Annotated in this window: 36 protein-coding genes; 9 read left to right on the top strand and 27 right to left on the bottom strand. The window is 49.8% G+C overall.

The window, feature by feature from the left end:
• Positions 1 to 98 precede the first annotated feature (98 nt).
• Entirely contained in the window at positions 99 to 917 is an 819-nt protein-coding gene (locus D3D03_RS05010; RefSeq protein ID WP_026832888.1) for an alpha/beta fold hydrolase, read from the bottom strand.
• Between the two features lie 167 nt (positions 918 to 1,084).
• On the opposite strand from D3D03_RS05010, the gene D3D03_RS05005 reads away from it, so the two are divergent.
• Positions 1,085 to 2,326, top strand: coding sequence for a hypothetical protein (locus D3D03_RS05005; RefSeq protein WP_233550642.1), 1,242 nt, complete (start codon positions 1,085 to 1,087; stop codon positions 2,324 to 2,326).
• Between the two features lie 2 nt (positions 2,327 to 2,328).
• Positions 2,329 to 3,552 (top strand): hypothetical protein, encoded by a 1,224-nt coding sequence (locus tag D3D03_RS05000; protein WP_119923002.1) that lies wholly within the window; start codon positions 2,329 to 2,331, stop codon positions 3,550 to 3,552.
• A 1-nt stretch (position 3,553) separates the two neighbouring features.
• Here D3D03_RS05000 and D3D03_RS04995 read toward each other — a convergent pair whose 3' ends face one another.
• The 7 genes from D3D03_RS04995 to D3D03_RS04965 form a co-directional block, all read right to left on the bottom strand.
• Positions 3,554 to 3,784 (bottom strand): hypothetical protein, encoded by a 231-nt coding sequence (locus tag D3D03_RS04995; protein WP_028106200.1) that lies wholly within the window; start codon positions 3,782 to 3,784, stop codon positions 3,554 to 3,556.
• A gap of 123 nt (positions 3,785 to 3,907) precedes the next feature.
• The gene (locus D3D03_RS04990) at positions 3,908 to 4,231 is read right to left on the bottom strand and encodes an antibiotic biosynthesis monooxygenase (RefSeq protein WP_119923001.1); all 324 of its coding nucleotides are present in this window, start codon (positions 4,229 to 4,231) and stop codon (positions 3,908 to 3,910) included.
• A gap of 73 nt (positions 4,232 to 4,304) precedes the next feature.
• On the bottom strand, positions 4,305 to 4,916 hold the full coding sequence (locus D3D03_RS04985; RefSeq protein ID WP_119923000.1) for a hypothetical protein: 612 nt from the start codon (positions 4,914 to 4,916) through the stop codon (positions 4,305 to 4,307).
• Entirely contained in the window at positions 4,913 to 5,365 is a 453-nt protein-coding gene (locus tag D3D03_RS04980; RefSeq protein WP_119922999.1) for a GNAT family N-acetyltransferase, read from the bottom strand. The genes D3D03_RS04985 and D3D03_RS04980 overlap by 4 nt, the downstream gene beginning before the upstream one ends.
• A 16-nt stretch (positions 5,366 to 5,381) precedes the next feature.
• A complete protein-coding gene (locus tag D3D03_RS04975) occupies positions 5,382 to 6,095 on the bottom strand; it encodes a nucleotidyltransferase domain-containing protein (protein ID WP_119922998.1) in 714 nt (237 codons plus the stop codon).
• A complete protein-coding gene (locus tag D3D03_RS04970; RefSeq protein WP_026832896.1) occupies positions 6,088 to 6,570 on the bottom strand; it encodes a hypothetical protein in 483 nt (160 codons plus the stop codon). Before D3D03_RS04970 ends, D3D03_RS04975 begins: the two co-directional genes overlap by 8 nt.
• Positions 6,571 to 6,727: 157 nt before the next feature.
• Entirely contained in the window at positions 6,728 to 7,132 is a 405-nt protein-coding gene (locus D3D03_RS04965; RefSeq protein WP_026832897.1) for a hypothetical protein, read from the bottom strand.
• Positions 7,133 to 7,275: 143 nt separating this feature from the next.
• Between D3D03_RS04965 and D3D03_RS04960 the strand changes: the two genes are divergently transcribed.
• Complete coding sequence (locus D3D03_RS04960) at positions 7,276 to 7,659, top strand: hypothetical protein (protein WP_026832898.1); 384 nt, start codon at positions 7,276 to 7,278, stop codon at positions 7,657 to 7,659.
• Between the two features lie 21 nt (positions 7,660 to 7,680).
• On the opposite strand, the gene D3D03_RS04955 is transcribed toward D3D03_RS04960, so the two are convergent.
• A complete protein-coding gene (locus D3D03_RS04955; protein WP_026832899.1) occupies positions 7,681 to 8,208 on the bottom strand; it encodes a hypothetical protein in 528 nt (175 codons plus the stop codon).
• 107 nt (positions 8,209 to 8,315) lie between these two features.
• On the opposite strand from D3D03_RS04955, the gene D3D03_RS04950 reads away from it, so the two are divergent.
• The gene (locus D3D03_RS04950) at positions 8,316 to 8,894 is read left to right on the top strand and encodes a TetR/AcrR family transcriptional regulator (protein WP_119922997.1); all 579 of its coding nucleotides are present in this window, start codon (positions 8,316 to 8,318) and stop codon (positions 8,892 to 8,894) included.
• Positions 8,895 to 8,915: 21 nt separating this feature from the next.
• Here the strand turns inward: D3D03_RS04950 and D3D03_RS04945 are convergent, their stop codons facing one another.
• The 12 genes from D3D03_RS04945 to D3D03_RS04890 form a co-directional block, all read right to left on the bottom strand.
• Entirely contained in the window at positions 8,916 to 10,229 is a 1,314-nt protein-coding gene (locus D3D03_RS04945) for an MATE family efflux transporter (RefSeq protein WP_158583687.1), read from the bottom strand.
• Entirely contained in the window at positions 10,226 to 10,978 is a 753-nt protein-coding gene (locus D3D03_RS04940; protein ID WP_158583686.1) for an ABC transporter ATP-binding protein, read from the bottom strand. The genes D3D03_RS04945 and D3D03_RS04940 overlap by 4 nt, the downstream gene beginning before the upstream one ends.
• 14 nt (positions 10,979 to 10,992) lie before the next feature.
• Positions 10,993 to 11,706 (bottom strand): ATP-binding cassette domain-containing protein, encoded by a 714-nt coding sequence (locus D3D03_RS04935; RefSeq protein WP_158583685.1) that lies wholly within the window; start codon positions 11,704 to 11,706, stop codon positions 10,993 to 10,995.
• Between the two features lie 2 nt (positions 11,707 to 11,708).
• A complete protein-coding gene (locus tag D3D03_RS04930) occupies positions 11,709 to 12,494 on the bottom strand; it encodes an ABC transporter permease (RefSeq protein WP_119922993.1) in 786 nt (261 codons plus the stop codon).
• A complete protein-coding gene (locus D3D03_RS04925) occupies positions 12,491 to 13,438 on the bottom strand; it encodes an ABC transporter permease (protein WP_119922992.1) in 948 nt (315 codons plus the stop codon). The genes D3D03_RS04930 and D3D03_RS04925 overlap by 4 nt, the downstream gene beginning before the upstream one ends.
• 1 nt (position 13,439) lies before the next feature.
• Positions 13,440 to 14,963, bottom strand: coding sequence for a nickel ABC transporter substrate-binding protein (gene nikA / locus D3D03_RS04920; RefSeq protein ID WP_233550641.1), 1,524 nt, complete (start codon positions 14,961 to 14,963; stop codon positions 13,440 to 13,442).
• Between the two features lie 157 nt (positions 14,964 to 15,120).
• The gene (locus tag D3D03_RS04915; RefSeq protein WP_233550640.1) at positions 15,121 to 16,035 is read right to left on the bottom strand and encodes a methyl-accepting chemotaxis protein; all 915 of its coding nucleotides are present in this window, start codon (positions 16,033 to 16,035) and stop codon (positions 15,121 to 15,123) included.
• A 208-nt stretch (positions 16,036 to 16,243) separates the two neighbouring features.
• Positions 16,244 to 17,002, bottom strand: coding sequence for an SDR family oxidoreductase (locus D3D03_RS04910; RefSeq protein ID WP_119922990.1), 759 nt, complete (start codon positions 17,000 to 17,002; stop codon positions 16,244 to 16,246).
• Positions 17,003 to 17,161: 159 nt separating this feature from the next.
• Positions 17,162 to 17,602 (bottom strand): Asp23/Gls24 family envelope stress response protein, encoded by a 441-nt coding sequence (locus D3D03_RS04905; RefSeq protein ID WP_026832909.1) that lies wholly within the window; start codon positions 17,600 to 17,602, stop codon positions 17,162 to 17,164.
• Positions 17,603 to 17,653: 51 nt separating this feature from the next.
• On the bottom strand, positions 17,654 to 17,860 hold the full coding sequence (locus D3D03_RS04900; protein ID WP_026832910.1) for a DUF2273 domain-containing protein: 207 nt from the start codon (positions 17,858 to 17,860) through the stop codon (positions 17,654 to 17,656).
• Between the two features lie 14 nt (positions 17,861 to 17,874).
• Positions 17,875 to 18,417 (bottom strand): alkaline shock response membrane anchor protein AmaP, encoded by a 543-nt coding sequence (amaP, locus tag D3D03_RS04895; RefSeq protein ID WP_028106213.1) that lies wholly within the window; start codon positions 18,415 to 18,417, stop codon positions 17,875 to 17,877.
• Positions 18,418 to 18,704: 287 nt separating this feature from the next.
• The gene (locus D3D03_RS04890) at positions 18,705 to 19,145 is read right to left on the bottom strand and encodes a hypothetical protein (protein WP_119922989.1); all 441 of its coding nucleotides are present in this window, start codon (positions 19,143 to 19,145) and stop codon (positions 18,705 to 18,707) included.
• A gap of 108 nt (positions 19,146 to 19,253) precedes the next feature.
• On the opposite strand from D3D03_RS04890, the gene D3D03_RS04885 reads away from it, so the two are divergent.
• Entirely contained in the window at positions 19,254 to 19,982 is a 729-nt protein-coding gene (locus D3D03_RS04885; RefSeq protein ID WP_026832913.1) for an SDR family oxidoreductase, read from the top strand.
• A 45-nt stretch (positions 19,983 to 20,027) separates the two neighbouring features.
• On the opposite strand, the gene D3D03_RS04880 is transcribed toward D3D03_RS04885, so the two are convergent.
• The 4 genes from D3D03_RS04880 to D3D03_RS04865 all read right to left on the bottom strand — a co-directional run bounded on the left by D3D03_RS04880 (position 20,028) and on the right by D3D03_RS04865 (position 22,733).
• Entirely contained in the window at positions 20,028 to 21,017 is a 990-nt protein-coding gene (locus D3D03_RS04880; RefSeq protein WP_119922988.1) for an LLM class flavin-dependent oxidoreductase, read from the bottom strand.
• A 63-nt stretch (positions 21,018 to 21,080) separates the two neighbouring features.
• Positions 21,081 to 21,773 carry an ABC transporter ATP-binding protein gene (locus tag D3D03_RS04875; RefSeq protein ID WP_026832915.1) on the bottom strand — a complete coding sequence of 231 codons (693 nt, stop codon included), beginning with the start codon at positions 21,771 to 21,773 and terminating at the stop codon, positions 21,081 to 21,083.
• A gap of 92 nt (positions 21,774 to 21,865) precedes the next feature.
• On the bottom strand, positions 21,866 to 22,264 hold the full coding sequence (locus D3D03_RS04870) for a hypothetical protein (RefSeq protein ID WP_119922987.1): 399 nt from the start codon (positions 22,262 to 22,264) through the stop codon (positions 21,866 to 21,868).
• Between the two features lie 52 nt (positions 22,265 to 22,316).
• A complete protein-coding gene (locus D3D03_RS04865; RefSeq protein WP_119922986.1) occupies positions 22,317 to 22,733 on the bottom strand; it encodes an Rrf2 family transcriptional regulator in 417 nt (138 codons plus the stop codon).
• Positions 22,734 to 22,861: 128 nt separating this feature from the next.
• Here D3D03_RS04865 and D3D03_RS04860 point away from each other — a divergent pair, with 128 nt between their 5' ends.
• The 4 genes from D3D03_RS04860 to D3D03_RS04845 all read left to right on the top strand — a co-directional run bounded on the left by D3D03_RS04860 (position 22,862) and on the right by D3D03_RS04845 (position 25,346).
• Positions 22,862 to 23,488 carry an NAD(P)-dependent oxidoreductase gene (locus D3D03_RS04860; protein WP_026832918.1) on the top strand — a complete coding sequence of 209 codons (627 nt, stop codon included), beginning with the start codon at positions 22,862 to 22,864 and terminating at the stop codon, positions 23,486 to 23,488.
• Positions 23,489 to 23,572: 84 nt separating this feature from the next.
• Positions 23,573 to 23,944, top strand: coding sequence for a hypothetical protein (locus D3D03_RS04855; RefSeq protein ID WP_119922985.1), 372 nt, complete (start codon positions 23,573 to 23,575; stop codon positions 23,942 to 23,944).
• Between the two features lie 270 nt (positions 23,945 to 24,214).
• Positions 24,215 to 24,757, top strand: a complete 543-nt coding sequence (locus D3D03_RS04850) for a recombinase family protein (RefSeq protein ID WP_026832919.1) — start codon at positions 24,215 to 24,217, stop codon at positions 24,755 to 24,757.
• Between the two features lie 58 nt (positions 24,758 to 24,815).
• Positions 24,816 to 25,346 carry a DUF4256 domain-containing protein gene (locus D3D03_RS04845; RefSeq protein ID WP_119922984.1) on the top strand — a complete coding sequence of 177 codons (531 nt, stop codon included), beginning with the start codon at positions 24,816 to 24,818 and terminating at the stop codon, positions 25,344 to 25,346.
• A 78-nt stretch (positions 25,347 to 25,424) separates the two neighbouring features.
• Here D3D03_RS04845 and D3D03_RS04840 read toward each other — a convergent pair whose 3' ends face one another.
• Positions 25,425 to 25,943, bottom strand: coding sequence for a helix-turn-helix domain-containing protein (locus D3D03_RS04840; protein WP_026832921.1), 519 nt, complete (start codon positions 25,941 to 25,943; stop codon positions 25,425 to 25,427).
• Between the two features lie 81 nt (positions 25,944 to 26,024).
• Positions 26,025 to 26,495, bottom strand: coding sequence for a DUF7878 domain-containing protein (locus tag D3D03_RS04835; protein WP_119922983.1), 471 nt, complete (start codon positions 26,493 to 26,495; stop codon positions 26,025 to 26,027).
• Between the last annotated feature and the right edge of the window lie 16 nt (positions 26,496 to 26,511).

The following is a 26,511-nucleotide window of genomic DNA, read 5'->3' as shown; positions in this document are numbered from 1 at the left end:
TGAGCGGCTTCTTGCTCCACTAGTAATGATAGGACCACTCAAAAACCCCATCTGCTTCTCCCGGAGGAAAAGCAGATGGGGTTACGTGTCTTTTACAGTTAGACCGTTTGGCTTGATTTGACGTATGAAACCAGTGTTTCCGTGAATTTTTCACGTTCGTCGAGGAACATCCCGTGTCCGCTCTCTTCGAATACTTCGAGACGTGAACCCGTGATGTTTTCATGCATGACTTCCGCGAATTCAAACGGGCAGACTTGGTCTTTTTTACCGTGCATGATAAGCGTGTCCACCGTAATCTTCGGCAGACCGTCACGTAAATCTTCATCACGTAAGGCAATCGCCGATTGGATCGTTCCGTGAGATGAAGCGACGACACTCAAGTTATGGAACCATTGCTGAAGTGGCTCCGGATGTTCTTTCGCAAAGAAAATTTCCCCAAATCCTTTCAGCATCGACGGGCGATCTTGTTTCGTGTCCTCGATCAATGCATCGACTTCGTCTTTTGTCATCCCGTACGGGTAACCGTCGCGTTGTGTGAAGACCGGTGCTGCCGCTCCTGCGAGAACCAGTTTCGAAACTTTTGACTCGCCGTGGTTCAAGAGATACTTCAAGGCGATGCCGCCGCCCATCGAGAAGCCGAGCAAGGTGACGTTCGTCAACTGCAATTGTTCGATGACTTGGTTGATGTCGGAAGCCATCGTTGTGTAATCATATCCGCTGGCTGGTGCGTCTGATTTTCCGTAGCCCCGGTAATCAACGCCGATATAGCGGTATCCTTCTTCAAGAAGGCGGTTTTTCTGATACTCGAACATGTTATTGTTTGCTGGCCATCCGTGTAATAGAACAACCGGTTGTCCTGATCCGATATCTTCTACATAAATCTTCGTTCCATCGACTGCTTGAATAAATGTACCCATTTCTGAAAAACCCCCATTGAATTAATAGTATTGTTTTCGTGCACAATTAGAAGATACCCCATTGATGCAGAAAACTAACATCTTAATATTAAAAGATTTTCAATTTTGAATTTTACTGGAAATAAAATGAGACATACATGGTAAAATATTGTTAAAAGAATGAAGAGGTGAGGATCATCAAAAGACAGATACTCAGCATCAGTCTTGTCAGCAGTCTGTTCCTGACAGGATGCGGATCAGAACGCTTATTGCAGCTAAAGCCATTACCGGATTACTGGGAAGCCATCAATTTTTCGAACGGTTCCTTTGAACCGGTGCCGAAAAAACAATCTGCCCGATTGCTTCAAACGTGCCAAGATACAAAAAATGTCGTGAAGATGCCCAAACAATACCGGACACTCGATACATATGGACTCTATTTTTCCCTGCAAAACATCGGGACCTACACAAGTCCGATTGAACTGCAATATATCGCGCAAGGGAATCAGTTTTATCTGACCTGCCGTTCACAGAAGACGTTCCGCCTCTCGGCTCACCCGATTAAACAAGCGGATCATCCATGGCTGAAGCAAACATCCGGTCAAGACCGTACACCGATTACAGCGCCGACCTTGAACGTTCATACATCCGATAAGGCAACGAAGCGTAAACAAGAAGTTGTGGACGTCTCGAACCAAGTTCAGCGTGTATCGGTAGAACTCCCGTCAAAGGGTCAACTGTTGCTCATCGAGGAAGAGGACGGGCAAAAGGAGACAATCTTTGGCTTGCCGGCTTCTTTTACCTATTCAGAGTTTGAACTGTCGCTTGAAAAGACGACGGATGGTTTGCCGTCGACGACCTTTACCCTGCAGTTCAAGGGAAATCAGTATCTCAATCAACGTGATGTTTTAAGGAATCTGGGCAAACGACCGGTCAAGCTGACCTATCACCCCTTGCCGGACACCTTGCCGGCAGACAAGACAATCCCGTATCTGACATTTCGTTCAACAGACGCAGAACAACCAGTCACTAAAACGATTTCCCTTCGTTACGAGACCGACGTTAAAGATATTCCAGTCCATGGATTTAACGGCATCGGAGACGACAATAAAAAAATCCACGGCTTCCTTCACCCGAACGATACGGCGTTACGTGAAGCCGACTTCCGCCAGTTGTCCTTGTTGTCTGACAAACTGGCCAAACAAGTGGCGGACGAATTAAAAGAGGTCACGCTCGAAACACCTCAAGGCAACCGGGCGGATGTCCGCTACTTGACGTTGATTCAAAGTGGTAAGCTCCAAACGTTTGACGTATACCTCAAAGCGCGGGCAAATAAAACAGATGTCTACCTGAAAGACATCCGAACGAAAAAAGCAGCCAAACTGTCCGGCGAAGTTGCAGCCAATCTCCTGACCGAAGTGGAGGAATGATGATGCGTCAACTGATTCCTGTAGTGATTGGAGCCGTCTTGTTAAGCGGATGTAGTCCGGACGCAAAACCAATCGAGTACACTTACTTACCGGAAGTCTACGACACGTTGAACCTGACGGACCTCAAGGAGGATGATCCGAAGCTTGGTGCCCTCATCAAACAGGTGTGTGCGACCAAACGGGTCGCTCCCCCAAAGGATTATGTAGTCGGCAAACAATATTTCGTTAATCTCGTCAGCCAGTTTCCGGAATCGATGGGTGAGCAAGCCGTCTATTTGAAAACGAAACAGAATCGCTTCTTGTATTGCCACGATTATGTGTCCAAACCGGGGTATCACAAGTTAACTCCAGAACAGGATCGATTTCCATCAAGTAAACTGTTAAAACCTGAAAAAGACATCACGTTTCAACCATTGTCTTCTGATTTTAAAAAAAGTATCAGTTCCTTCCGCAATTCACTGATGACGTCTGCGAGACAATTATCCTTACCGACCACCGGTTATCTCGTCGCACGGGCAACGAATGAACAAACCAAACAGACGGTCGTCACGAACGTGATAGAACTGACACCGTTCGTTGGAGTAGTCCCGATTTTCCTCGAATCGAATATCCAAATGCGAGAACCGTATGAAGTCCAGTTGAATCTGCTGGGTCAACAACGGTATCAAGCCACGTTCCATTCATCCAAGGAGCGAAGTACGATTGACTTCCAGGAGGCGCCACATGCAGACGGCACTTACGGTACGGTCACGGTCAAGGAAAAAAGCGGAAAGGCGACCCGCTACAAGCTGACGGTTAAGCAGGAACAACAACTCCCCTCTGGTCTGGACATACCGCCGGACGATCTTTACGATGCAGACTATTCTTTACCGCGTTTCGCCATTTTCCATGACCGACCATTCGGAAAGCTGAAATTTGAAGCGGACGGAAGTCTCAATCAAGCAGATCCCTTCCCGCTCGAGGGGTATATCGAGACGTCACTCGAAGAATCAAAACAGTTGGTCCGGTTGATTGAGGACAGTGAAGAGACGGAGCAAAAAGGACGATTGGCCGAGCGGCCGTATTTGACGTTACTGAACAAGGGGAAGGCGCAACAGTTTAAGATTTATCTCGACCGGCGAGTCAAGAAAACCGATGTCTATCTCGAAGATGTTCACCGGAAGATCAGTTTTAAGCTGTCTGCTGCCGGACGTGACTTGTTACTGGAGACCTATCACATCAAATGACTTAAAACACCAGATGTTCCACAGCGTAGATGACCCCGCAAAACAAAATAAAGGCGATCCCTTCGTGCAACCACTCTTTGCGGGTCAGCCGTTCCTGTAAAAAGGACGCACAGGCAATCAGCAATGCAAAAAAGTACAGATAGACAAACGCGCCGGACAAGAAAAAACCGATGATGAAAATCATGCCGAACAAGACCGTTAAACTCGAAACGATTCCTTTTCGTGTCGCCATCTTCCGCCACCCCGTATCGGTTAGTTTTTCATCTTTACCCGGTTTAAGATGATCCCATTCCATGATAAAAAAAGCGAGACCCGCTTCCGGAAAATTTCCGAAGAACGGTCTCGCTTTTTCAATTCAGACATGCGTGTGGTCGGCGACGACGGAATATTCCGTGACGGCGTTTGACAGAACCAGCGGCTTGACTTCCGATGTCCCCTCGTCCCGTTTTTTATGAACCCCTTTATACGCCTGACTGGCTTGCCAGGCATGGAAGTGTTCCTGTTTCTCCCACGTCGTCATAATCGTGACGACATCGTGTTCCTCTTGACTGAGGTCGACCAATACCTGCATCCGGACGAACCCTTCCATCTGTTCAATCCCTTTTGTTGTCTGAAAACGTGCCGCGACTTGATCGGCTTTCCCGTTTTGCACCCGTAATTGATTCATCACAATCCACATCATAACGTCCCCCTTTTTTCACGATTGCTTTCAGTATAACGGATTGGCCAGTTCTCCTCCCACCCGGACGTCTTTAATCGAGCGTATTCGACAAACGGCGTACCTGTTCGTGCCCATCCGCATCGACGGCATGGATGTCAAAAAACAACGACCGCGGAAACGCTTCCGGCAACGGTTGAATCGTATGGAAATGATCTTTCCGGTTGATGTTAAATGTCCGCTTGATGCCTGTGAGCGGCAACGTCTGCTCCCGTTCACCGCTTGACGTAACTTTATACGGATCAAACGTTAATTGCTGCATCGTCTGTGACGGATTTTCACCATAGGCGACAAGATAGCGTTTTTGATCCGCTTCCAGCAACCGTCCCTCAAACCAATCGGTCGGTTGCGGTGCTTGACGGATCAGATGGACGACACGATAGGTCGAATCCGTTTGTTTTAAAACAAGTAAAAACTGCACTTTCGCCGTCTTGACGAAGGCGATCGTGTGCCTGTCACCGAGCGGTTCGATCCAGTAAACTTGTTTGGTTGAGAACGGAATCGTTTCCGGTTGCTGCTTCATGACGTCGACCAGCGTTTGAGGGGTCACACCGTAAGCGTCGGGCTGCGCCGTCTGTTTTAATGGTGAGATCAGCAAACCGACGAGACAGGTGATGGCGAAGAATAACCCAATTCGTTGTTTCATGCCGAACCGGAAGACGGAACAAAGTGTTTGACGAGTGTGTACTGCGCAGAACCCGGTGGATAGTCGGGAATCACACCAGTCGTCTCGTATCCGTGTTTTTGATAAAAGGCATAGGCCTGAAAAGAAAAGGTCGTTACAAGCACCCGTTCAACCCCTGATTGACGGGCCAGCTGTTCAATCCGGTGCAACAGTTGGCTGCCGAGACCTTGTGCGCGTAAGTTGTCCGGGAGATAAAGAAACTCCACCTCGAGCCACCCCCAATAGATTTCGCCGTAAATACCTCCGACGATCTGCTCGTCATCAAGTACCATCACATGAACGGGACGAACCGCGGTACGGCGTTTTTCGGCATGGTGCGGAGAATGTTCGTCATTGTACGTGCGGATTTTTTCTTGAAGAAACGTTTTGTAGGGACCGGATTCTTCCGTCCCTTCCTGAATGGTCAGCATCCGCGTCTCCCCCTTCTCATTTTCCGATTGAAAAGCCATCAAAGTAACGGCCGCCGTGTTGTTCCAGCCAGCGTTCGACGAGCCGGATGACGGCTTGTTTTTGATCGAGTCGGAAATAGTCTTCAAATGCAGTCGTCAGCTGATCCGCTTCAGACGGATCGACGGCTGCCAAGCTCCGGATCAGCCATTTCCCTTGTCCGGTCCAGTGACCATGTGCCCGCAGATAAAACTGCGTTGCTTGTTCCAGTAAACGGGCCGCAATCCCGAGTCCTTCCGTCCGGTCTGTTACGCCGATGAAGTCATCCAGTAAATCCGTCAGAAAATAACGGGCCTGACTGGCTTCACTAGCTGAAAATACCGGTGGACCAGCCAGCAGCTCTGTCTTTGCCTGGTGTTTCAGTGTCGTCAGGACAGGATGATCCCGAAGGATTGTCCCTTCCGCCATCATCCGTTGCATCGACGGGCGTCCCCGTTTTTTGTCCTGCTGAAAGAAGGCAAGCACCGTCGTACTGGAATGGATAAAGGCTTCGACGGGATAACCGTCCGCGATAAACGATTCCCGGTACGAGGACGGGACCGTCTCATCGATGATGACAAGATCCAAATCCGATGTGGCGGTAGCTTGACCGCGGACAAAACTGCCGGCGAGCACTGCCGCATCACAGTTCGGATAACGCGTCGCGATGACGGCGCGTGCCGCCAAGAGCGCTTCTTGCAACCGGTCACTCATGGGTTTGATCCAACAGCATCGTGTGATCCGAAGCGAAGACCGCCAGTTCGTCTCCTGGCACAGCGACGATTGAGACGAGTCCTTCCTGCGGTAACTTCATGTCGATCGTCCAGGATTCGTAATAAGTGTCAGAACCGTTGATGACAAGTGTTTTACCGGAGCTGAACGTCAGGAACAGGTGCGGCGCGGCCTTGCCGATGCGGACAGCGATGATGCGTTCGGTATGTAATCTTACAATCAGTTGCAGCATCTCTTCTTTTGGCATATGTCGGACAACCCAGTCCTTCGTCGATTCGACGTCACCGTAATACAGACGGTCGGTTTCAATCCGGATGGAGATGTCGGGAATCGTCGCATCATATAGATTAATCAATTCGATGCTTGTGAAGCCTGTCAAGTGGACAGTGGCAATTTGCGTTCCTGTTAAGTAGGTCGAGACAAGCTTACGGGCCAGTTGATGATCTTCCTTATTCATAATTACACCTCTTTATAAAATATTCGATAGTTGAAATAAATAGAAAGATATACTTTCGGTACTTTTACCCTCTCAATTTACCACATATTAGCAAAGGGCGGGAGAGGGCAACAAAAAACAGATGCCCGCCACGCGGGCGTCATCTGTTTAGTCGTGCTTAGTTGGCCTTTTTTAAGATGTTGAGTAGCCACTTCTGAAGATCCTTGCCACCTTCGTAAAACGAACAATCACGGAGTTCGATCGTATGTCCACCCGCTTGGATCAACTCGTTAAACGTGTTTCCGAGATCACGGTTCTCCCATTGACGCTCATCATTGAGATACTTGAAACCGAAGTTACACTCGACGTTGAAGATGATATGGAACGGTTCCTTAAACGACTGGACGGCACGGATCATCTCAAGGAGAATCATCCGCTTCGGTGTTGATTTTTTGAACGTATCGATGACGGTTGTCCGTCGTCCGTGAAATTCGACGACGCGGACGGCGCGTCCTTCATCCGCTTTGAAATCATAACTCGTCCGAATCGAGACGATGATTTCGCGTTGATCTTGTTGTTGCATCGTATACCACTGCCTTTCTCTCGTTTGAGTATACCACCACCCTCCCCCCGCCTTGAAGTGTTATTTCACAATCCGTCCCAAGAACGATTGAAACCTCCTATTATTTGTCTTATAATGAAAAATATGCTGAAAGGAGCCCGATTGTGAAACCGTTATTTTCCATTATCCTGACGATTTGTTTAATTTTTACGGGCTGTTACTGTACGCTTGACGAGCAGACGGACGGACCCCATTTCAAATCGCGTGCTCGGACGATCTCGAAGTACCATACGTTTGACATCGAATTTTCAAAAGGGTTGCGACCGGACCAAGTTTCAAACCGGACCGTCACGATCACGGATTCGACCGGTGAACGGATGCAGACGGAGCTTGAAATCATCGACGGCAAGGAATTGCGGATCAAACCGCCCCGCTCCGGTTACCAAAAAGGCCGCCGGTACATCATACATATCCGGGATTCGATCGACGCACGTAAACAAGTAAAAAGCAATACGATAAAAGAACGGACCTTCACTGTTGATCGTTAAACAGGAGGCTCCGTTCTTTTTTTAATCGGCGCGTTTTGGAAAAATCGTATAACTGACGGCAATCAGTCCGTCGACCAGAAGGACAAGGAACCAGATCTGAACCGTTTGCAGCAAGGCTTCAGTCTGTTTGAAATCGGCAATCCAAAAGATCATTCCGGTCAACAACACACTTCCAATGATGAATGCCGTCAGGTGGCGGACAAATCCTTCGCGCTCCCGCTGCGCCTTGGAGCGGACGTCGCGGACGACGTCTTTACGGAGAATGAACCGTTGGTAAGTCTGATCCGCCCACGCAATCAGCGATTTACCGAAGGCGAGTGAGACACCGATATAAATGGCGGCGACACCATGGGCCCACGTCGCTTCCGTCCCTTGCCTTAAGTCGTAAACGGTCAAAACAAGCAAGACAAGATCGATGACCGGCGACATCGCCATCAGGCGCAGTCCGAGTCGTTGTTTCCGCCAGCCATAGCGGACGATCAGTCCGGCAAGGATGAAGACCCAAAACATGATTTCACACACGATGATGCCCCATGCAATTCCGTTCATATTGATTCCTCCTTTTTTAATACGGGTGTATTATAAAAATACCACATCCCACTCCGGTTGCCTATCATTTTAATACATTTGTATCAAAAAAATGGTATACTGACGTCATGCCAAAACAAGTCGATCACGAAAAAAGACGACGCCAAATCGCAGAAGCGACCTGGCGTCTCATATCAACTGAAGGAATTGAACAAGCGACCGTCCGTAAGATTGCCCAGGAAGCCGGTTTATCGCTTGGTGCGTTACGGCATTACTTTGCAACTCAAGACGAGTTGCTCCGTTTTTCGATGGAACTCGTCTCGGAACGGGCGCAACAACGGATTACCACCATCTTCGAACAAGGAGGTCCGCCGAAGCAAGTCTTGCTCGATGTTTTACTGGAAGTGTTGCCGTACAAAGAAGAATACCAGCTCGAAATGAGCGTGTGGTTCCAATTCATGATGGCGGCCTATCGTTCTAAAACCGATACCGGCACGGATGATATTTTCCTGATGTGCCTCGTCCTGCTCGAACGGTTGCCGGCAGGTACGTTACGGGACGGAATCGATGTCCGGCTTGAAGCGGAACGGTTGGCGGCATTAATCGATGGTCTGGCGTTTCATGCCTTATTCCGACCGGAACGGTTGACGAAAGACCGCTTGAAGACGATTCTTGTCCACCACCTGAACACCATTTCCCAGTCATGACGACACCCCGCCGCCCTCCTCTCAGGAGTGGACGACGGGGTGTTGTTTGTGTAAGCGGCGTTCTGCCAGGTGAAGCGATCCGGAACGCATCAGACCAAAACCTATGAAGGCGAGCCAAACGCCGTGATTGCCGATCCAGTTGATGGACAGCAGCAGCACGGCAAACGTGATAAATCCTTGAATCATCGAGTTCCGGACCGGTTTCGCTTGGGCGCGTCCGGCGAACACCCCTTCATACAGCATCGCAAATCCTCCGGTCAACGGGAACAGGAGAATCCAGCCGTAGTAGGCACCGGCGACAATCAAAAGTTCCGGGTCAGCCGAAAACAAGCGGAGAAAAGGCTGCTGGAACAGAAACAACAGGAGCATGATGAGGACAATCGACGCTAAACCAAACTGCCGGGTCAGCCGGACACTTTGTTGATAGCCCGCTTCATCGTTGCGTCCGCGCGCTCGTCCGACAAGAATCGTCGAAGCACTGCCGAGTCCGCCAAACCAGTACGCGATGACATACTGCATTTGCAACAGGATTGCATTAGCCGCCAGAATGTCCGGTCCAAACGACGCTCCGGTCCGGGTGAACCAGCCGGTGACGAGCAAAAGAAAAATCGTTCGGATGAACAAGTCGGCGTTGACGCTGAAAAACTGCCGGTAGTCCTGAAGGCGGAATAACAGGTGCCGGTACGTCGGTTTCCAAATCAGTTGCCGGACAATAAAGGATAAGGCCAAGAACACGGTACAGACTTCGGCGATCAGTGTCGCAGCGGCGACGCCGGCAACACCGTAATCAAGACCGACCACGAAGATGACGTCCAGCACAATGTTGATGATATTACTCACGATTTGAATCATCAGAGCCCGTTTCACCTGCCCCTGCCCAATCAGCCAACCGAGTACCGCATAACCGATCAAGACGAACGGCGCACCGTAAATCCGGTAATCGATGTATGTGTTGACGTCCGACAATAACGAGGCGGGTGCGGCTAACAGGTATAATCCGGCAGATGCCAAAGGGGCGCGGCAGACAATCAAGATCAGACCGATTACCAGTCCCAGCAGGACCGGCCGGTATAAAGCGAACTGCAACGAGGTCTCATCGTGGTGGACACTCGCTTGGGCACTGAAACCGGTGGTGCTGACCTTCAAGAATCCGAACAGCCAGTAAATCGTGTTAAAAAAGACGGCGCCAAGCGCGATGCCGCCGATTGCCGCGGCATCCCCCGTCTGACCGATCACGATCGTATCCGTGACGCCAAGCAACGGTGTCAAGATACTCGACAAGATCAACGGATAGGCCAGCACCCCATACTGCCGGGCCGTAACCGGTGCCGTCACCACGCTGCCGCCTCAATGAACGCCTTGGTGTAATCGGGGCGGTTCGGATTCCGTTGCTCCATCGTATCGAACCAATCGGTGATCCGACCATCCTGCAGCACCAGAATTTCGTCGCACAGGGCCGTCACACAGTCGAGCTGATGGGAAATGAAGACGTAAGACATCTGCAAGGACTGTTTTAAGTCCTGCAACAAATCGATCATCTCACGCAAGGCGAGCACATCGAGTCCGGTCGTCGGTTCATCCAGAACGATGACGGCGGGCTCAATCGAAATCGCCCGGGCGATCGCCATCCGCTGCAATTGACCGCCGCTGAGAGCCGCCGGCAGTCGATCGAGCAGGGAGTCGTCCAATCCGACAGCGGCCAGCAATTCGGCTGTCAGACGCTCTTCCGATTCATTTGAGAAATGGTTCAAGTCCGGTTGATGCAGACGATACGGTTCAAGCAGCGAGCGGCGCATCGTCCAATCCGGATTAAAGGAGCCGTGTGGATGTTGAAAAACGGCTTGAATATGCCGGCGTCGGGACCGCTGCGATCGGGTTGAGAACGGTTGTCCGAGCAACAGGACTTGTCCGTCGTCCTGCGCCTGCAGTTGTAATAACACCCGGGCTAACGTCGATTTCCCGCTCCCGCTTTCGCCGATGATGCCGAGGGATCGACCGGCGGAGAGCGCAAACGTGACATCGGTCAGGACGGGTTGATTCCGGTAACGGACCGAGACATGCTCGACCGTCAATAATACGGACATCTTCATGCCTCCTCTTATAAGTGCCTGTTAGTATACAAAGCCTGGGTATAGGGATGCCGGCTCGCGTGAATCGTCTCCGGAGTGACGGCATCGATGATGGTTCCCTCTTTCATGATATACAACGTATCCGCATAATGTAAGGCATGGGTCAGTTCGTGGGTGACGAATAGGACCGTCGCCGCCGTTTGTTGTTGGTAATTGCGGAGCCAGTCTAATAGTTGCCGGGTCGCGACCGGATCGAGGGCCGTCGTCAGTTCATCGGCTAAAATGAGGCGCGGTTTCAGGAAAACAGCAAGGATGATCGCCATGCGTTGGAGTTGTCCGCCGCTGAGTTGATGCGGCAGACGGTCCAGTAAGTCGATGTCGAGACGGAATGAGCGCAGTAACGATTCCGTCTGTTCTTTATCGTAGGCGACATGATGTGCCCGGCACAGATCGCGCATCGTTTCCTTGATTGTCAAAAACGGGACAAAGGACTGCTGGTAGTGTTGCGGAATGTAGCCGATCTCCCGTCCCCGCACCCAGTCCTCCCCTTCTGCAAACGTCACCGTTCCACCGACCGACAGCGTTTCCGGTACCAATCCGAGCAAGTGTTTCAGCAGGAGGGTTTTGCCGCTTCCGCTCGCACCGATCAGACAGATGAATTGATTGGCCGGAAAATCGACGGTGATGGCATGCAACAACGGCTTAGTCGGTGCCGTGACCGTCACGTGATGCAGTTGAATCATGTTCATGCTCCTTTCTTTGCCGTCTGCTGTTGCAGACGGCGGTTCCACCACATCGAAGCATTGACCGTCAGGACGATACACAATCCGGGCCAGATCATGAATCGGGGGGCGGCCTGAAAATACGGACGGGCTTCATTTAACATCGCTCCCCATTCGGGTACGGGAGGCTGGACACCCAAGCCAATGTAGGAGAAGGCGGACAAAAATAAGATGATTTTCCCGATGTCGACACTCATCAACACACGGACTTGCCGCAGGACGGACCATAACAGATGGCGCCGGACGATCATCGCATCCGATAATCCGTTGACCCGTGCCATCCAAATGTACTCGGATTGTTTCGTCGACGAGACGATTGTTTCCGTGAGCCGGGCATAGGACACCCATTTGATCAATAAGATGGCCAGGACGAGACTGTTGATTCCGGCACCTAACAATCCCGCCAATACGAGAGCGAGCACCGTATCCGGGAAGATGATCAGACTTTCTTCGATCCGGTGAATGATCCGTTTCAACAGACCGCCGTAGTAACCGGCAAACAATCCGAGAACCGTTCCGACGGTTGCCGTCAACAACACGGTCACCCCACTGAACAAAAAAGAAATCACTCCCGCCAGAATCAAGCGGGCCAGAAAGTCACGTCCCAGGGCATCCGTCCCGAGCCAATGCTGCATCGAGCTCGATGCGAGGCGTTGCGTGACGTCCGTCGTGTAAGGCGAGTGGGTGCCGAGATAGATCAGCAGAATCCCGATCCACACGCTGAAGATGAACCAACGCAACTGCTTCATCTCACGTCACCTCCCCGCCAATCGGGACGCAGATGTTGCGTCACCAGTCGCATGATCACGTTCAGCGTCACGATGATGGCCGTCGTCACCAGGATATAACCTTGAATCAGCGGATAATCCCGTTGCAAGACGGCGTCGACCATCAATTTCCCGACACCCGGATAGGCGAACAGTACTTCGAGCACGACGACGCCACCGGCCAGGCTGCCGAGCGATAAGGTAAAGACGGCGAGGACCGGGGGCAGACTCCCGCGAAAGGCGTATTTCCAAAAAATCGTCTGTTCGGAGATCCCGCGGGCGTGGGCAATCTGAATGTACTCCTTTGCGAGTTCCGTCTGTAGATTAACCCGTAACAGCTGGATGTAGACACTGGCTAGCGCCAAACTGAGCGAGACAGCCGGCAAGACGACGGATAGTGCCCCGTCCCGCCCCATGACGGGTAACCACGGCAGACGGATGGCAAACCAATCGGTCAAGACGAGCCCGATCCAAAAGCTCGGGACAGCCGCGCCGATCAGGGACACACCGTCAGCAGTCAGTCGGACGACGTGTCGGTTGGAACGGGCACTCCATGTTCCGAGCGGTACGGCGACAAGCAGGGCAAGCACCAAGCCGCTTCCGGCGATTTCAAAGGTTGCCCGGTAACTTTCTCCCAACATCAATAAAACCGGCCGTCCGGTCATGAACGATTCCCCGAGATCGAGTCGACCGACTCGGCTCAGCCAGTCAATGTACTGGGCCAGCAACGGTTCGTGAAAACCGAGTTCTTGGCGGACGGCCTCGATTTGTTCCGGTGACGCACTTAATTCGTCGATATTGAGCAACGTCAAGACCGGATCCCCCGGTAAAAAGCGTAAAAGCGCAAAACTGCCGAAGGTCATGAAAAACAGAAAAAACAGAAAAAACAGGGCTTCTCCTGTTTGACGGACGAAGAGACGTCCCATCTTACCGTACCTCGAGCTGATTCGTGATCATGTAGTATTCGCTTTTTTCCGTTTTCCAGCCTTTGACGTGAGTTTTGTCGTAGGCGACGAGCGTCGAGGGATGGAGTAAAAAGCTGTTCAGTTGCTTGGCATCAACCTCGCGGGCAATCTGTTCAGCGAGGACATTTCGTTCTGCGGGCTTGACGGTTCGCTTCAGACGATCAAGCTGTCGTGTCAGTGACGGATCGTTGACACCGCTGAAGTTCAATCCCCCCTGCGGATGATACGTCGCATGCAAGTAATATCCGGCATCTCCCCGCGGTGCCGTTAAATTGCTGTAGGTCGCAAGATCCCAGTCCCGGTGACTGCTCATGTATTCTTCCGGCACGTCAATCTGTTTGATCTTGATCGTTATTCCGATTTTCTTCGCATCATCCTGCAGGACTTGGGCAATCAACGGTAAATCCGGTCGTGCCGAGTAGGTCAGCAACGTCAACGTCAACGGTTGACCGTTTTTTTGCATTCGACCGTCCTGTAACGTATAGCCCGCCTGCTTTAAATAAGATACAGCCGTCCGCTGTGTCTGTTTTTCGTATGTCGGCGCAAACGGAAACGACTGGATGAACGGACCGGTCGCGACCGTCGCATATCCTTGCAGGACGTGATCGACCAACTCGTCCCGGTCAACTAACGCATCGATGGCTTGGCGAACGGGCAACGACTGCATCGGTCCGTTCGAGACGTTCATCGTCAGTTGATGGACACGGAACGTCTCCACCGCCTCGACCGTCAGTCCTTTGTTCTTCAGCTGATCGACGGATTCGACTTCCGGTCGATAGACGACATCGGCTTGTCCGGACTGCAACGCCATCGTTCGTGCCCCGGCATCCTCGTTGAATAGAAAATCAACGCTCTCCAGTTTGGCCTGCTCGCCCCAGTATCCGTCAAACCGTGTCAAATCAACTTTTGTCCCGGGAGAGAAGTTGCTGACGGCAAACGGTCCGGTGCCGACGGGTTGTGTATCAATCCGTTTTGCATCGATATCAATGATGGCCGTGTTCGGATTGACCAGTTCCGAGATGAATTCGGGGTAAACCGTCCGGGTCTCAATCAGCAGATCCGCGCCGTCAACAGTGATGGATTTGATGTTTAAGGCGTTCTTGACGCCCGCATTCTCGCGGATTGACCGCTCCAGTGAAGCTTTGACGGCGGCCGCATCAAGCGGCTCCCCGTTTTGAAATTGGACGTCTTTTTGTAAAACGATACGCCAAACGGTCGGACTCTCATTCGTCCAGCTTTTGGCAAGCCACGGCTCGACCGTCAGCTTGTCGTCGTCCAGACGGACCAAGGTCTCTGTCACGCCTGCCCGTAACGGGACGTAACTGCTGTCGCGATGCGGATCGAGGGATAACGTCGCGAAATTGTAAACAAACGTCAAGTGCCGATTTTTCGGGGAATCGGTTGCCGGACTGCACCCGCTAAGGAATGCCGTACCGATGGCGACGGTCACGAACATTTGTCGTGACCACTTTTTATATGTAGACATTTATGTTTCACCTCTATTTCGGAATAATTACGTTTTACATCATATCGTAATCATTCCGATTTAACAATAGTCTTTTAAGCATGAACAAAAAATCCCTTCCAGATCTTCCTGTTAAAAAAGATACGCGAAAGGGGTTATGGATTGCATACTGTTCATTTTACAAGACGCGGACAAAGTCCTTGGCTTGCCGTTCAAGTTGTTTAGCGGACTCGGCCAACAGATCAAATTCGTTGACGGTCTGTTCAAGTTGTCCGCTGCTCGTCTTGACCTTGGACGAAATCCGCTCGATGCTCGTCGAAACAGCTTCGATCCGTTTGACGATGCCTTCGATGTTTTCTTTCACCTCTCCAATCGACTGGGAGACCTTATTCGATAAATTCCTGACTTCGGTTGCGACGACGTTAAATCCACGTCCGTGTTCACCCGCCCGTGCCGCTTCGATGGCAGCATTCAAGGCAAGGAGGTTCGTCTGGGCGGCGATTTCCCGAATCGTCTTGACGATGTTGGTGATCGAATCGGCTTCCGCCTGGAGTTGCACGAGATTTGCCAGATTTTCAGTTGATTCCGCTTCGACTTGCTGGACGGTCGCGAGGACATTTAAGCCGTCCTGACGGCCGCTTTCCGACTTAATGGTCAGGAAAGTTGAGGTTTCATTTAATTCCTGAGCCATCCGCAACACGTCCTGTTGCCGGACGGTGATATCGGTCGCGATTTTCGACACGCCGACGACACGACGTCCGTCGTCGGAGAAGATCGGCATATAGGTTGCTTCCAGCCACTTATGTTGTCCATCGGCAGCCTTCCGTTCGATTTTATCCTGATAGGTGATGCCTTGCATCAACTTCCGCCAAAATACTTCATAAGCCGGACTGCTTGTATATTCGGGAAAACAGAGATCACGATGGTACTTACCGATTAACTCGTTGACTTCGTATCCCATCGTTCGGGCAAACAGCTCGTTGACATAGGCGACTTTGCGCCGGTCATCAAACCGAATGATGGCTAAGTTTTGTTCGATGGCACGAACGACTTGTGTATCCGTGACTTGAGTTGCTTGATCTTGCATCGACATATCTGTCCCTCCCTAAAGTTCGACTCGCTTGTCAGCATAATGCTTACACTGTCTTATTATCCCTCCTATTGTCTAATTCCTTCCATTTTAAACTGTAATCCAGTAAATAATTTATTGGTATGCAAAGATTTTGTAAGTCCTCTCGGGTCATGGCACCGTAAGGCTTCATTAAAAAAGGTCCCCTGCAAGGGAACCTGAGGACAATTCTTTAATAAGCGCTCCAACCGCCGTCGGCAACGACAATCGCTCCATTGACGAAGCTGCTTTCTTCCGACACGAGGAACAGTGCCAGCTTGGCAATTTCTTCAGGTTTCGCGGTACGTGGATTTAAGCCCATCCCGAGCATCGTCCGTCCCATTCCGAAGTCGTTGATGTTGGTCATCGATTGACCGATGTTCGTCTCGACCGCTCCCGGCGCAATCCCGTTACAGCGGATTCCTTCGTTCGCATAGAGATAGGCTGTGTTTTTGGTCAATCCGACGACGGCATGTTTCGATGCCGTATAGGCGGCCCCGGCCCGCGCCCCGTTTAAACCGCCGATGGAAATGTTGTTGAGAATGATGCCGTGCCCCTGTGCCCGAAAGATCGGCAGGACGAGACGCATTAACCGCATGACGCCGGTCGTATTGACGGAAAAGACCCGTTCCCAGCGTTCGTCCGTGACGTCTTCGACACCTTCCATTCCGTCCATGATTCCGGCATTATTAACGAGAATATCCAGTTTTCCGTACGTTGACAGCGTGTCGTCGATCAATTGGCGGACGGCGGCTTCTTCCGCGACGTTCGTTTCTACGGCGATTGCCGTTCCGCCGTTTTTCGTGATTGCTTCAGCAACTTCTTGTGCCCCCGCGTAATGAATGTCCGAGACGACGACATGTGTCCCTTCTGCTGCAAACAACTCTGCCATGGCTTTTCCCATTCCGGAAGCGGCTCCGGTGACGATGATGACTTTTCCCGATACACGCATGATGCCTCACCCTTTCTGATTGGATTCACCCTTACCTTCTTCTTTTCCCGTTTTTGGTCTGGAAAGTCATGTTGCATCACGAAATTCGACGAATAGTCCTTCGGTTGAACACAAAAAAACCAGAAACCCGTGACCGGATTTCTGGTAATACGTCTTGGTTTATTTTAATTCACGGCTTGTTTTTTCTTCTGCCTGTTCGTTTTTACTTTTTGCATCAAACTCGGCCCGCGTCATGACGTCTTCGACGTGCATGTTGACTTCGACGACTTCAAGACCTGTCATATCACCAATCGCTTTTTTGATTTTAGCGACGGTTTCTTGGAAGATGGACGGGATGTTTTTGCCGTATTCGACGATGACACGCAGGTCAAGCGCCACTTGCCGCTCGCCGACTTCAGCGCCGACTCCTTTTGTGATGTCTTCTGTGCTGCGGAGACGATCCGTCAAACCGCTCATGAATCCACCACTCATCGATAAGATGCCCTGTACTTCGTTTGAAGCAATCCCGGCGATTTTTTTGATGACCTGATCTTCGAAAGTCAATTTGTTTGTACGTACCTCTTCATTTTGTCCAGTCGTGTTTAATGATTCGTTTGCCATTTGAAATCTCTCCTTTTGAATAAAGTGTAAGTGTAAGTGTATTTATATGAATCAGTCCCGGTTAAAGAACTGAATCCATCCTTCAATATCGAGTGCTCCGTCGCGCCATTTCCCAATCAGAAAACCGATGGCGGTAAACACAAGGAGCAACAGCGTTGGTCCGAACCCGATCGTCAGGAACAGAACCGCAATCACGAGTCCAACAAGACCACCGATTAAGCGAAACCGATACGGATAGAGTTGTTCTTTCGTACTCATGTTCATTCCCTCCTTTAGACGACACGTTCTGACGTTTTGGTTTTGGTATCACTGATTTTGACTTTTGTACTCGTTACCGGCAGTTCAAGCAGGGATTCAACGGCATGTTTTGCCCGCTCTTGAATCTCTTTGCCGATCGTCGGTAATCCTTCTTGACCAAAGACCGAGCAGTCCACCGTTAAGGCGACCGTCTCTTTTTTCGAATGAATATCGGCGCGGACGCTTGGGGTTCTTACACCATTGAGTCCCCGAATCGATTCGAGTGCGGTCCGTTCAATCGTTTCTTTCGAAATCGTGATGTTGCCGTCTCCTGTCCGGATCAACAACCGTTGACCTTTCGAGCGGCTGAGTAATCCCGTGAATAAGAGAATGACGAATACGAAAGCTAAAAATCCACCAATCGAGAGAACCGTGTAACTGTACCATTGTTGATCTTGCCATTGTTCGAGTAACGGGCTGAGGCGAGGAACGTCATAAACGCCGAGTACGAGCAGGGCGACGCTCACTAACCCAAGTAGACCGATGAGAACGAGTAAAAAGCGATTGAACCCATTCATCTTCATCTCTCCTTTTAGGTTGTAAATTTCTTTCACACAAGACTTTCGCTAGCTGAAATATTATGTGTATGGTGTGTTTATTCCCGTTCACTAGACCCCAAAACATTTATTTCCGCATTTTAATAAAGTTCTATTATTCTGAAAATTTAGCATTGAGGTCGTGTTAATCCAGTGTTTAATCTACTATATTCGATAAAAAAAGCTCCTTTCATCCGGAATAGAGAAAGGAACTTTCATAAACCCTAACACTTTAAGTTGACTATCATACTAAAAAATAAATGTCAATATCATTTTACTTCGACAATGAACGCGACGTTTCCGTCGCCTTGCTTCCACCACCCGTAGATATGGTAGATGTAGCGACCTGGTTTGTTCGGTACGGTCAACCGTTCATTTTTCAGCTGAACCGTTTTGTTTGTTCCGTCTTCCAGCCAACGTTCGCTTTTGATACGTTCAGGCGACGGACCGTCGTTAAAGGCCACTTCAATCGTTGCTCCCGGTTCGACGACCGTCGGTGTATGTTTTGCCGTCATTTCAAGTGGTGTTGAATAAACGGTATCGGCACATTGACTGATGAAGAGACCATTCCAACAATAGGATCCACTCGTCACCTCGATCTCTTTCCCTTGAACGGACACGTCCGGTTCCGGTGGTGAACCACGAAACGGTTCAAAAAATAAAATCAAGCCCACTATCACTAAAAGACCAATCCACAATCCTTTTCGCATCTTTTTTAGTCCTTTCCGACCCCGAACTGTTCGTCAGAGGTTTGTTTGTATCGAAAACAGGTTAATACTTTTAGGGTTGAGTCAAAAAATATGTAGGAGGTTTTTTTCATGGTTGAAAACAAAGTCGTCATCATTACAGGTGCATCAAGCGGAATCGGGGAAGCTACGGCTAAGTTACTGGCGAAACAAGGAGCACGTCTTGTCCTCGCAGCACGCCGGGAAGATCGACTGCAAACATTACAAAAAGAAATTGAAGAGCTCGGTGGAAAAGCCGTTTACCAAGTGACCGATGTAACGGATTCGGCACAAGTCGAAGAACTTGCCAAACTGGCACAAGACACATTTGGTTCGGTTGACGTTCTCGTCAATAACGCCGGTTTAATGCCGTTGTCGAAGTTGAATAAAAACAAACAAGACGAGTGGAACACGATGGTGGACGTCAACATCAAAGGTGTCTTGTACGGAATCGGTGCCGTCTTGCCGTATATGCGTAAGCAACAACGCGGACACATCATCAACATCTCGTCGATTGCCGGACACGACGTCATGCCGTCAAGCGCCGTCTACAGCGGGACAAAATTTGCCGTCCGTGCGATTACGGAAGGTCTCAGAAAAGAAGAATCGGTCGAAAACAACATTCGGGCGACGATCATCTCACCTGGAGCCGTCGATACGGAACTGAAGGATCACATCACTGATGAAGAGATCAAACAAGGGATCGGCGACTTAAAAGCAATGGATGCGGATGCGATTGCTCGTGCCATCGCCTACGCCGTCAATGAGCCGGACGATGTTGCGGTCAACGAAATCTTGATTCGTCCGACAGCGCAACAATAAGTCGCACAAAAACACCGTCTCCGGTCTGGAGCCGGTGTTTTTCGTTTAATCGAGCAACTGCTGCGCAATCAACTGATAGGACCGGAGCCGTTTGTGTTGGTCAAAGGCGTTGTTGATCAACAAAAACTGATCGGTTTGATACCGGATTGCCAGTTGCCGTAATTCCGTCGCCACCTGCTCCGGTGTCCCGACGATCGTTCGCCGACGGTCATGCTCAATCCGTTGTTGTTGTTCCGTGTTCCATCGTTTCGTATCCGTCGTCGCAAAAGACGGGACGATCGAATGACCAAGACGGATTCCTTGTATCCAGGCATCCTGTGTCCGCGCCAATCGTTCCGCCTCTTGTTCCGTCTCGGCACAGATGACGAAGACGCAAACGATGACGTTTGGTTGACGCCCGTCGACGGTGATGAATTCGTCGCGGTAAGTCTGTAACGTTTCTTCCCAGCGGTCGGGATTGATGAAGTGGCCAAAGACGAGACCGTGTCCCCGTTCGGCGGCAAGCTTTGCACTGCGCGGAGACAACCCGAGAACAGAGAGCGGAAGCTCATCTGTGATACGGGGCGTCGTCTTGACAATCCGGTACGGATGGCGCGACGACAAGGAATCCGTCAAAAAGCCGTTGACTTCGTCAAGCAGCCGCGGAAATGCGGCTGCCTCGTTGTCTGCCCCGTCCGTCAATGCACGCCGTGTCCGTTCACTGCCACCCGGTGAATTGCCGATCCCCAGTTCAATCCGGTTCGGATAAAAGGCGGCTAACGTTGAAAACGTCTCGGCGATTTTTAACGGACGGTATTGCGGCAGTAAAACACCACCGGACCCGAGTTTGATCCGTGACGTCACGGCCCCCATCCGGGCGATGAACAGTTCCGGAGCCGCGCTCAGCAGACCATTGGTGTTATGGTGTTCGGCAAACCAGTAGCGTTCATAGCCGAGGCGCTCCGCCTCGATGACCAATTGTTGCGTCATTTCCATCGTCTGTTCAATCGTATCACCTTCATGTAACGGGACTTGATCTAAAATTCCTAAGCGCATCTGATCGCCTCCTCACACCTTAGTGTAAGCCGTCGCCACGCTGAATTCAAAAAGGAGGTCTCGTTACGTGCGGACCAGCCGGCGGTCTTCGATGATCAATCCGTCCCGCATTTCGATTTTCCGGTTCGCCCGCTCTGCAAGTGCTGGATCATGGGTGACGAACAAGACGCCGCACCCCTTCTCTTCATTCAGACTCCGTAACAGGTTGAAGATGATCTCGCCGGTTTCCGTATCCAGATTGCCGGTCGGTTCGTCAGCGAGTAACCATTTCGGCTCATGGACCAAAGCGCGGGCAACCGCGACACGTTGCTGTTGTCCGCCGGATAATTGGGACGGCAGCGAACCGGCTTTATCCGCCAGCCCCACTTTTTCGAGGAGCGACAGCGCGCGTTCCTTTTTATCATACGTCACCTTTCGTCCGAATAAGGGCGCCATGACGTTTTCGAGTGCCGTCAAGGTCGGAATCAGATGAAACTGTTGGAAAATGAAGCCGACGTTCTCAAACCGGAAGTCGGACAGTTCCCGACTCTTCAAGTGATGAATCGATTGGTCACCGTACGATAACGTTCCGTTCGTCGGCCGGTCGAGTGTCCCGATCAAGCTGAGTAAGGTTGACTTTCCGGAACCGGATGGACCGATGATCGAGATGAAATCACCTGCTTCGAGTGTCAGGTTGATGTCCGTCAAGGCATGTGTTTCGATACCGTCTCCGGTAAAAGACTTTCCGATCTGTTGGCAAATGAATGAATCTTGCATGTTTGTCCTCCTTGTCGTACTGGGATGTCTACATAATTCTCCTTTTATTTGGGAATTCCTGCAAAAAAAGACCTTCTTTTACGGAAGGTCTTTTAAGAAGACATCGACGGGTGATTCGACGAACGTTTTTTGAGATACAACCATTCGTACGGGACGATGTAAAACAAACAGGCAAGTGTCGCGAACTGAATGATGCCCCCGAGGTTGCTTCTCGATTCAACAAACGACATCTGACCAAAGTAATCATAAAAGCCGATGAACAACAGAATCGTGAAGACACCTGCTGTCAGATAGATCAAGAGACGTAAGGACAATGGATAGTGCCTTGTAATGAACAGCATCGGAAGACCAATCGCAAACGTAAACAACGTCGTCGCAAACGTTCCGAATTGGTATAAAAATTCATTTTCGATCGTCGTCACAAAGGCGTATGCCGTGAATAATAAAAAGGAACCAATCGCACTGACGGCTGAATAACTGACCAGACGCATGATAGTGTTTCTCCTCTCCTATGGAAACGATTACAAAAAAGTCCGGCAGACATCATCTTGCCTGAGCAAGATGGTGCATGACATCGGCCAATGTTTCGGCTTCAAGTTCGGCTTCGAGTGCCCGTTGCGCCCGCATGAAGGTGTTGTCGAGCGTCGATTGGATATTTCGACCGACGGGACAGGCCGGATTCGGGTGTTCGTGGATCGAAAATAAGTTATCCTTGGATTCGACCGCCCGGTAAATCATCAACAATGTGATGTCTTCCGGACGTTTCGTCAACATCGCTCCAGACTTTCCTGCTGTCGTCGCGAGCAGTCCAGCTTGCCGCAACGAGCCCGTCAATCGCCGAATAACGACCGGATTCGTATTGACACTTCCGGCGATGAATTCGGAAGACATGGCTTGATCCGGGTGGGACGCAATCAACGACAAGATATGAACGGAAACGGCTAATCGACTGTTAATCATCTGTTTCACCACCAATGCTTCTAGTTTAATAAGGACGACCTTTAATGTCAATTTCCTTGACAACCGTAATTTCTGTAACTAAAATAATTACATGTATCAGCTACATATTCCTTAAGGAGGCGTTTGTAATGAAGATTGCGATTATTGGAGCCAGCGGAAAAGCCGGTCGTGTTCTGTTGGAAGAACTGGCAGGACGAGGTCATGCCTTGACGGCAATCGTCCGGAATGCAGCGCGGACGAATCATGAGACGGTCCTTGAAAAAGATGCCTTTGCCTTATCAAAGGACGACTTATCGGGTTTTGATGTCGTCATTAATGCCTTTGGTGCCGCACCGGGACAAGAACAACAGCACGTCGAGCTGGGACAGCATCTGATTAAACAGCTGCAAGGGACACGAACCCGTTTGCTTGTCGTCGGTGGAGCCGGCAGTCTCTATGTCGATCCGGAACAAACCATCCAGCTGGCGGATACACCGGAGTTTCCCGACGCGTATCTGCCGACCGCAAAAAATCAAGCGAAGAATTTGGAAGACTTACAACAAACGACTGACCTGCACTGGACCTTCATCAGTCCGGCGGCCTTCTTTGATCCGGACGGTGAACGGACCGGTCAATACCAGCTGGCACATGATGTCTTGACGTTGAATAGTGCCGGAGAGAGTTATGTCAGTTACCGGGATTATGCGGTTGCTGTAGCGGATGAAGTCGAACACCACCGTCACGACCAACAACGCATTTCAATCGTCTCGAAATGACGTTTTTCCCCACCTGTTCCTACAGGTGGGGATTTTCGTGTATCGTTAAGGAAGATAAATATGATGAATAGGAGGAATGGACAGTTGACACGTTTTCCAGAAGTTATCGATTTAATCGCTTTGTTTCGTTCTGAACCGGTTGTCTCGGATGCAAGTGAAGCAAGCGATTTGTTTTACAACGAGACGACCTATCGATTTACGAATGCGTACGAACAATTCATTGTCGTTGTCTCCCCTGCCATGCAGGAAGTATCTATTCAAGTCACTCATCTAGATAGCGGTCACTTGATTTCATCATTGTCCTTAAAACAGGTAAAGACCTTTGAAATCATGCAAGATGATGCGCATGCGTCACGGATACTGTTGACCCTCGATCAAGGTGATATCCTTCAAACGGTTGAAATCGATTTGCGACCGCGGTTTTGTCAACAGATTCAGGAACACTGGGTTCGGTAGAGCTAGTACTTACAGTCAGTAGAGTGAGTGATGTTTTTTTTGGAAAAGATCGAGAACGCGATTGTCTCAGAATTCAGCGTCCAGGCGACGGAGATCGTCCCCTTTCCTTTCATCCATCTCTGATTTCCCTTATACTAGGAAGTGACCGATCGTTAAATATCGTATGAAGTTCGTTCAACGTAGCACCTATCTTCCCTAAAAAGGAACTATTTTGGCACTTTCTGTCTGAATGGTTTTTTGGTGTATTATGATTTCAGTGAGGAGAAAAACATGATTATTGGCTATATGCGACCATTTTTTGAAGATCCGGCTTGTGAGAAACAGGCGGCAATACTCGGAACGTATGAGGTCGATGACACGAGGAGAGAAGACCACAGTTCTTCCAAACGGCGTCACGTTCTCGATCAAACATTGGAGGATTTAGCGCAAGGGGATGTCCTGCTTGTCTCTCACTTGTATGTATTAGCCGATTCATCCCGGCATCTCATCGAAGTTTTAGACCTTCTTGACAGCAAACAGGCGTTTTTATGGTCAATCCGGGAAAACATCGACACCCGTCAAGCCTTGCCCCATTCATTTCGCGAAATCGTCCAGCACCTCGTCGCGCTGCAGAGTGATGTCGTCAGCATGACGACACGCGAAGGCTTATCAAAAGCAAAGGAACTCGGCAAACAGACGGGACGACCACGTAAACCGGACGAAAACGTCAAACGGGCGATTGAGATGTATCAAAGCAAGCAATACAGTTTAGCCGATATCCGTGAAAAGACCGGTATCAGTAAAAGTACGTTGTACCGGTATTTGGAACAATGACGACGTCCCCTTGTACTTCAGTACGAGGGGGTTTGTCCCATATGAGAGGAGCAGCAACATGCCAAAGGAGTATGAGGACTTACGAAAAACGTTACACGACCGCTTCATCCGCTATCCGGACCGCCACCCGGCGCTTACCTGGTCAACGGTTGAAGTTAAGCTGACAGACGATCATCTTCGTGCACTCGACTGGATGGAACAGACCGGCGGCGAACCGGATGTGGTGGTCATGCCGGACGGTCAGTGGCTGTATGTCGACTGTGCGGAAGAGAGTCCAACCGGACGGCGCAGCTTATGTTACGACAACGAAGCACTGGAAAAACGGAAGAAAAACAAACCGCTCGGCAGCGCCGTGGCGACAGCAAGCGAGTACGGTGTGGCCGTCTTAACGGAAGACCACTACCGTCATCTGCAGACGGTTGGGGCGTTTGACCTGAAGACGTCGAGCTGGATCGAGACTCCGGAGTCCATCCGCATGCAAGGCGGCGCCCTCTTTTGTGACCGGCGGTACGGCAACGTCTTCACTTATCACAACGGGGCGGACTCGTATTATGCGAATCGCGGATTTCGGACGTATCTGACGTTTTAACGTTCTAAAGAGTATCGTCTACTTTTATTCTGGTAGATTATACTCTTTTGTCTGTTTATGTCTAACAACTAATTGTGATTACGGAACGATCACCAGCGATACCACTCTCTCTTGATCTTCGTTGTCTCCTGATAACTGATGGTACTTTTCCATCAATGACCGGAGTTCGGATTGAAACTCATTAAATGATTCATCAGGTAAATTCAGTTTAACTAGCGAAAACGTTGATTTGTCTTGTAATCCCTCCTTCACGCTATTGTCATGATAGTTTTTATAATTCTGTAAGATATACACAAAGTAGAAGGATATGAAGTTGGCTTTTTCCGTGTACGTTGCAGAAGTCCAGTCCTCTTCTTTGATTCTGTAACCTGTTGTATTCAAGGCATATATCTTTTCCTCTACTTTTCCAACACGTTGATTTCCAACAATTTTTAGTAAAGAATCCTCGATCATCGAGTTTACATGCCGATACAGAGTGGCTTGTGGAATTTCTTTGAGCAACTTGTGGAGTTGCATGATCGACAATCCTTCGTCACGGTCAATCAACTCCAACGCGATTTTAAATCTTACCTGGTTTTTAAATAAATCAAAATCCATCGAATTTTATCCCCTTACACATCATAGTAAACGATACTTCTTTTTTTATTGTCCTTTTACGAGAAAATCCCATTCGTAAGCTCAGTTCATTCTATAGGGAATGTTTTGAATAAAATGATCCAACTTGATGCCAAAATAAGTTTCAATGTCCGATTTTAAATCGTTCTCCAATCGGAATAAAGCGACAACCAAGTCATTTAGAGGCAGCACGTTATATACATCTACCTCTCCCCAGATGGATGTGATTCTTCCTCGACTAGAAAAAGGCAACATGGACAGGATGGCTCCATCTTTATCATCATGCTCGACGGAATAGTAATGAAACTCTGGAACGTTAGTGGGTTTCACCTGTTCTTTCCAACGATACAATGCTTTGTATAACTCCAAAATCGGAACCGATATGTTTAAATAAGCGATTTGATTTATTTGAATCACAAACCATGCTTCAATCGAGAGAATCGCTGAAACATCTCTAGCCGATTGTTTTGAAAGTTCGTTGGGGCGGCTGATAAAAGTATAAGAAAATAGGATTGAATCAGGAATCATGACCATATTTCATCATCCTTCC

The organism is Exiguobacterium sp. RIT452, assembly GCF_003598705.1.
Lineage (GTDB): Bacteria > Bacillota > Bacilli > Exiguobacteriales > Exiguobacteriaceae > Exiguobacterium_A > Exiguobacterium_A undae.
The sequence above is the reverse complement of the archived record's forward strand: the minus strand, read 5'-3'. Positions and strand labels throughout refer to the sequence as shown.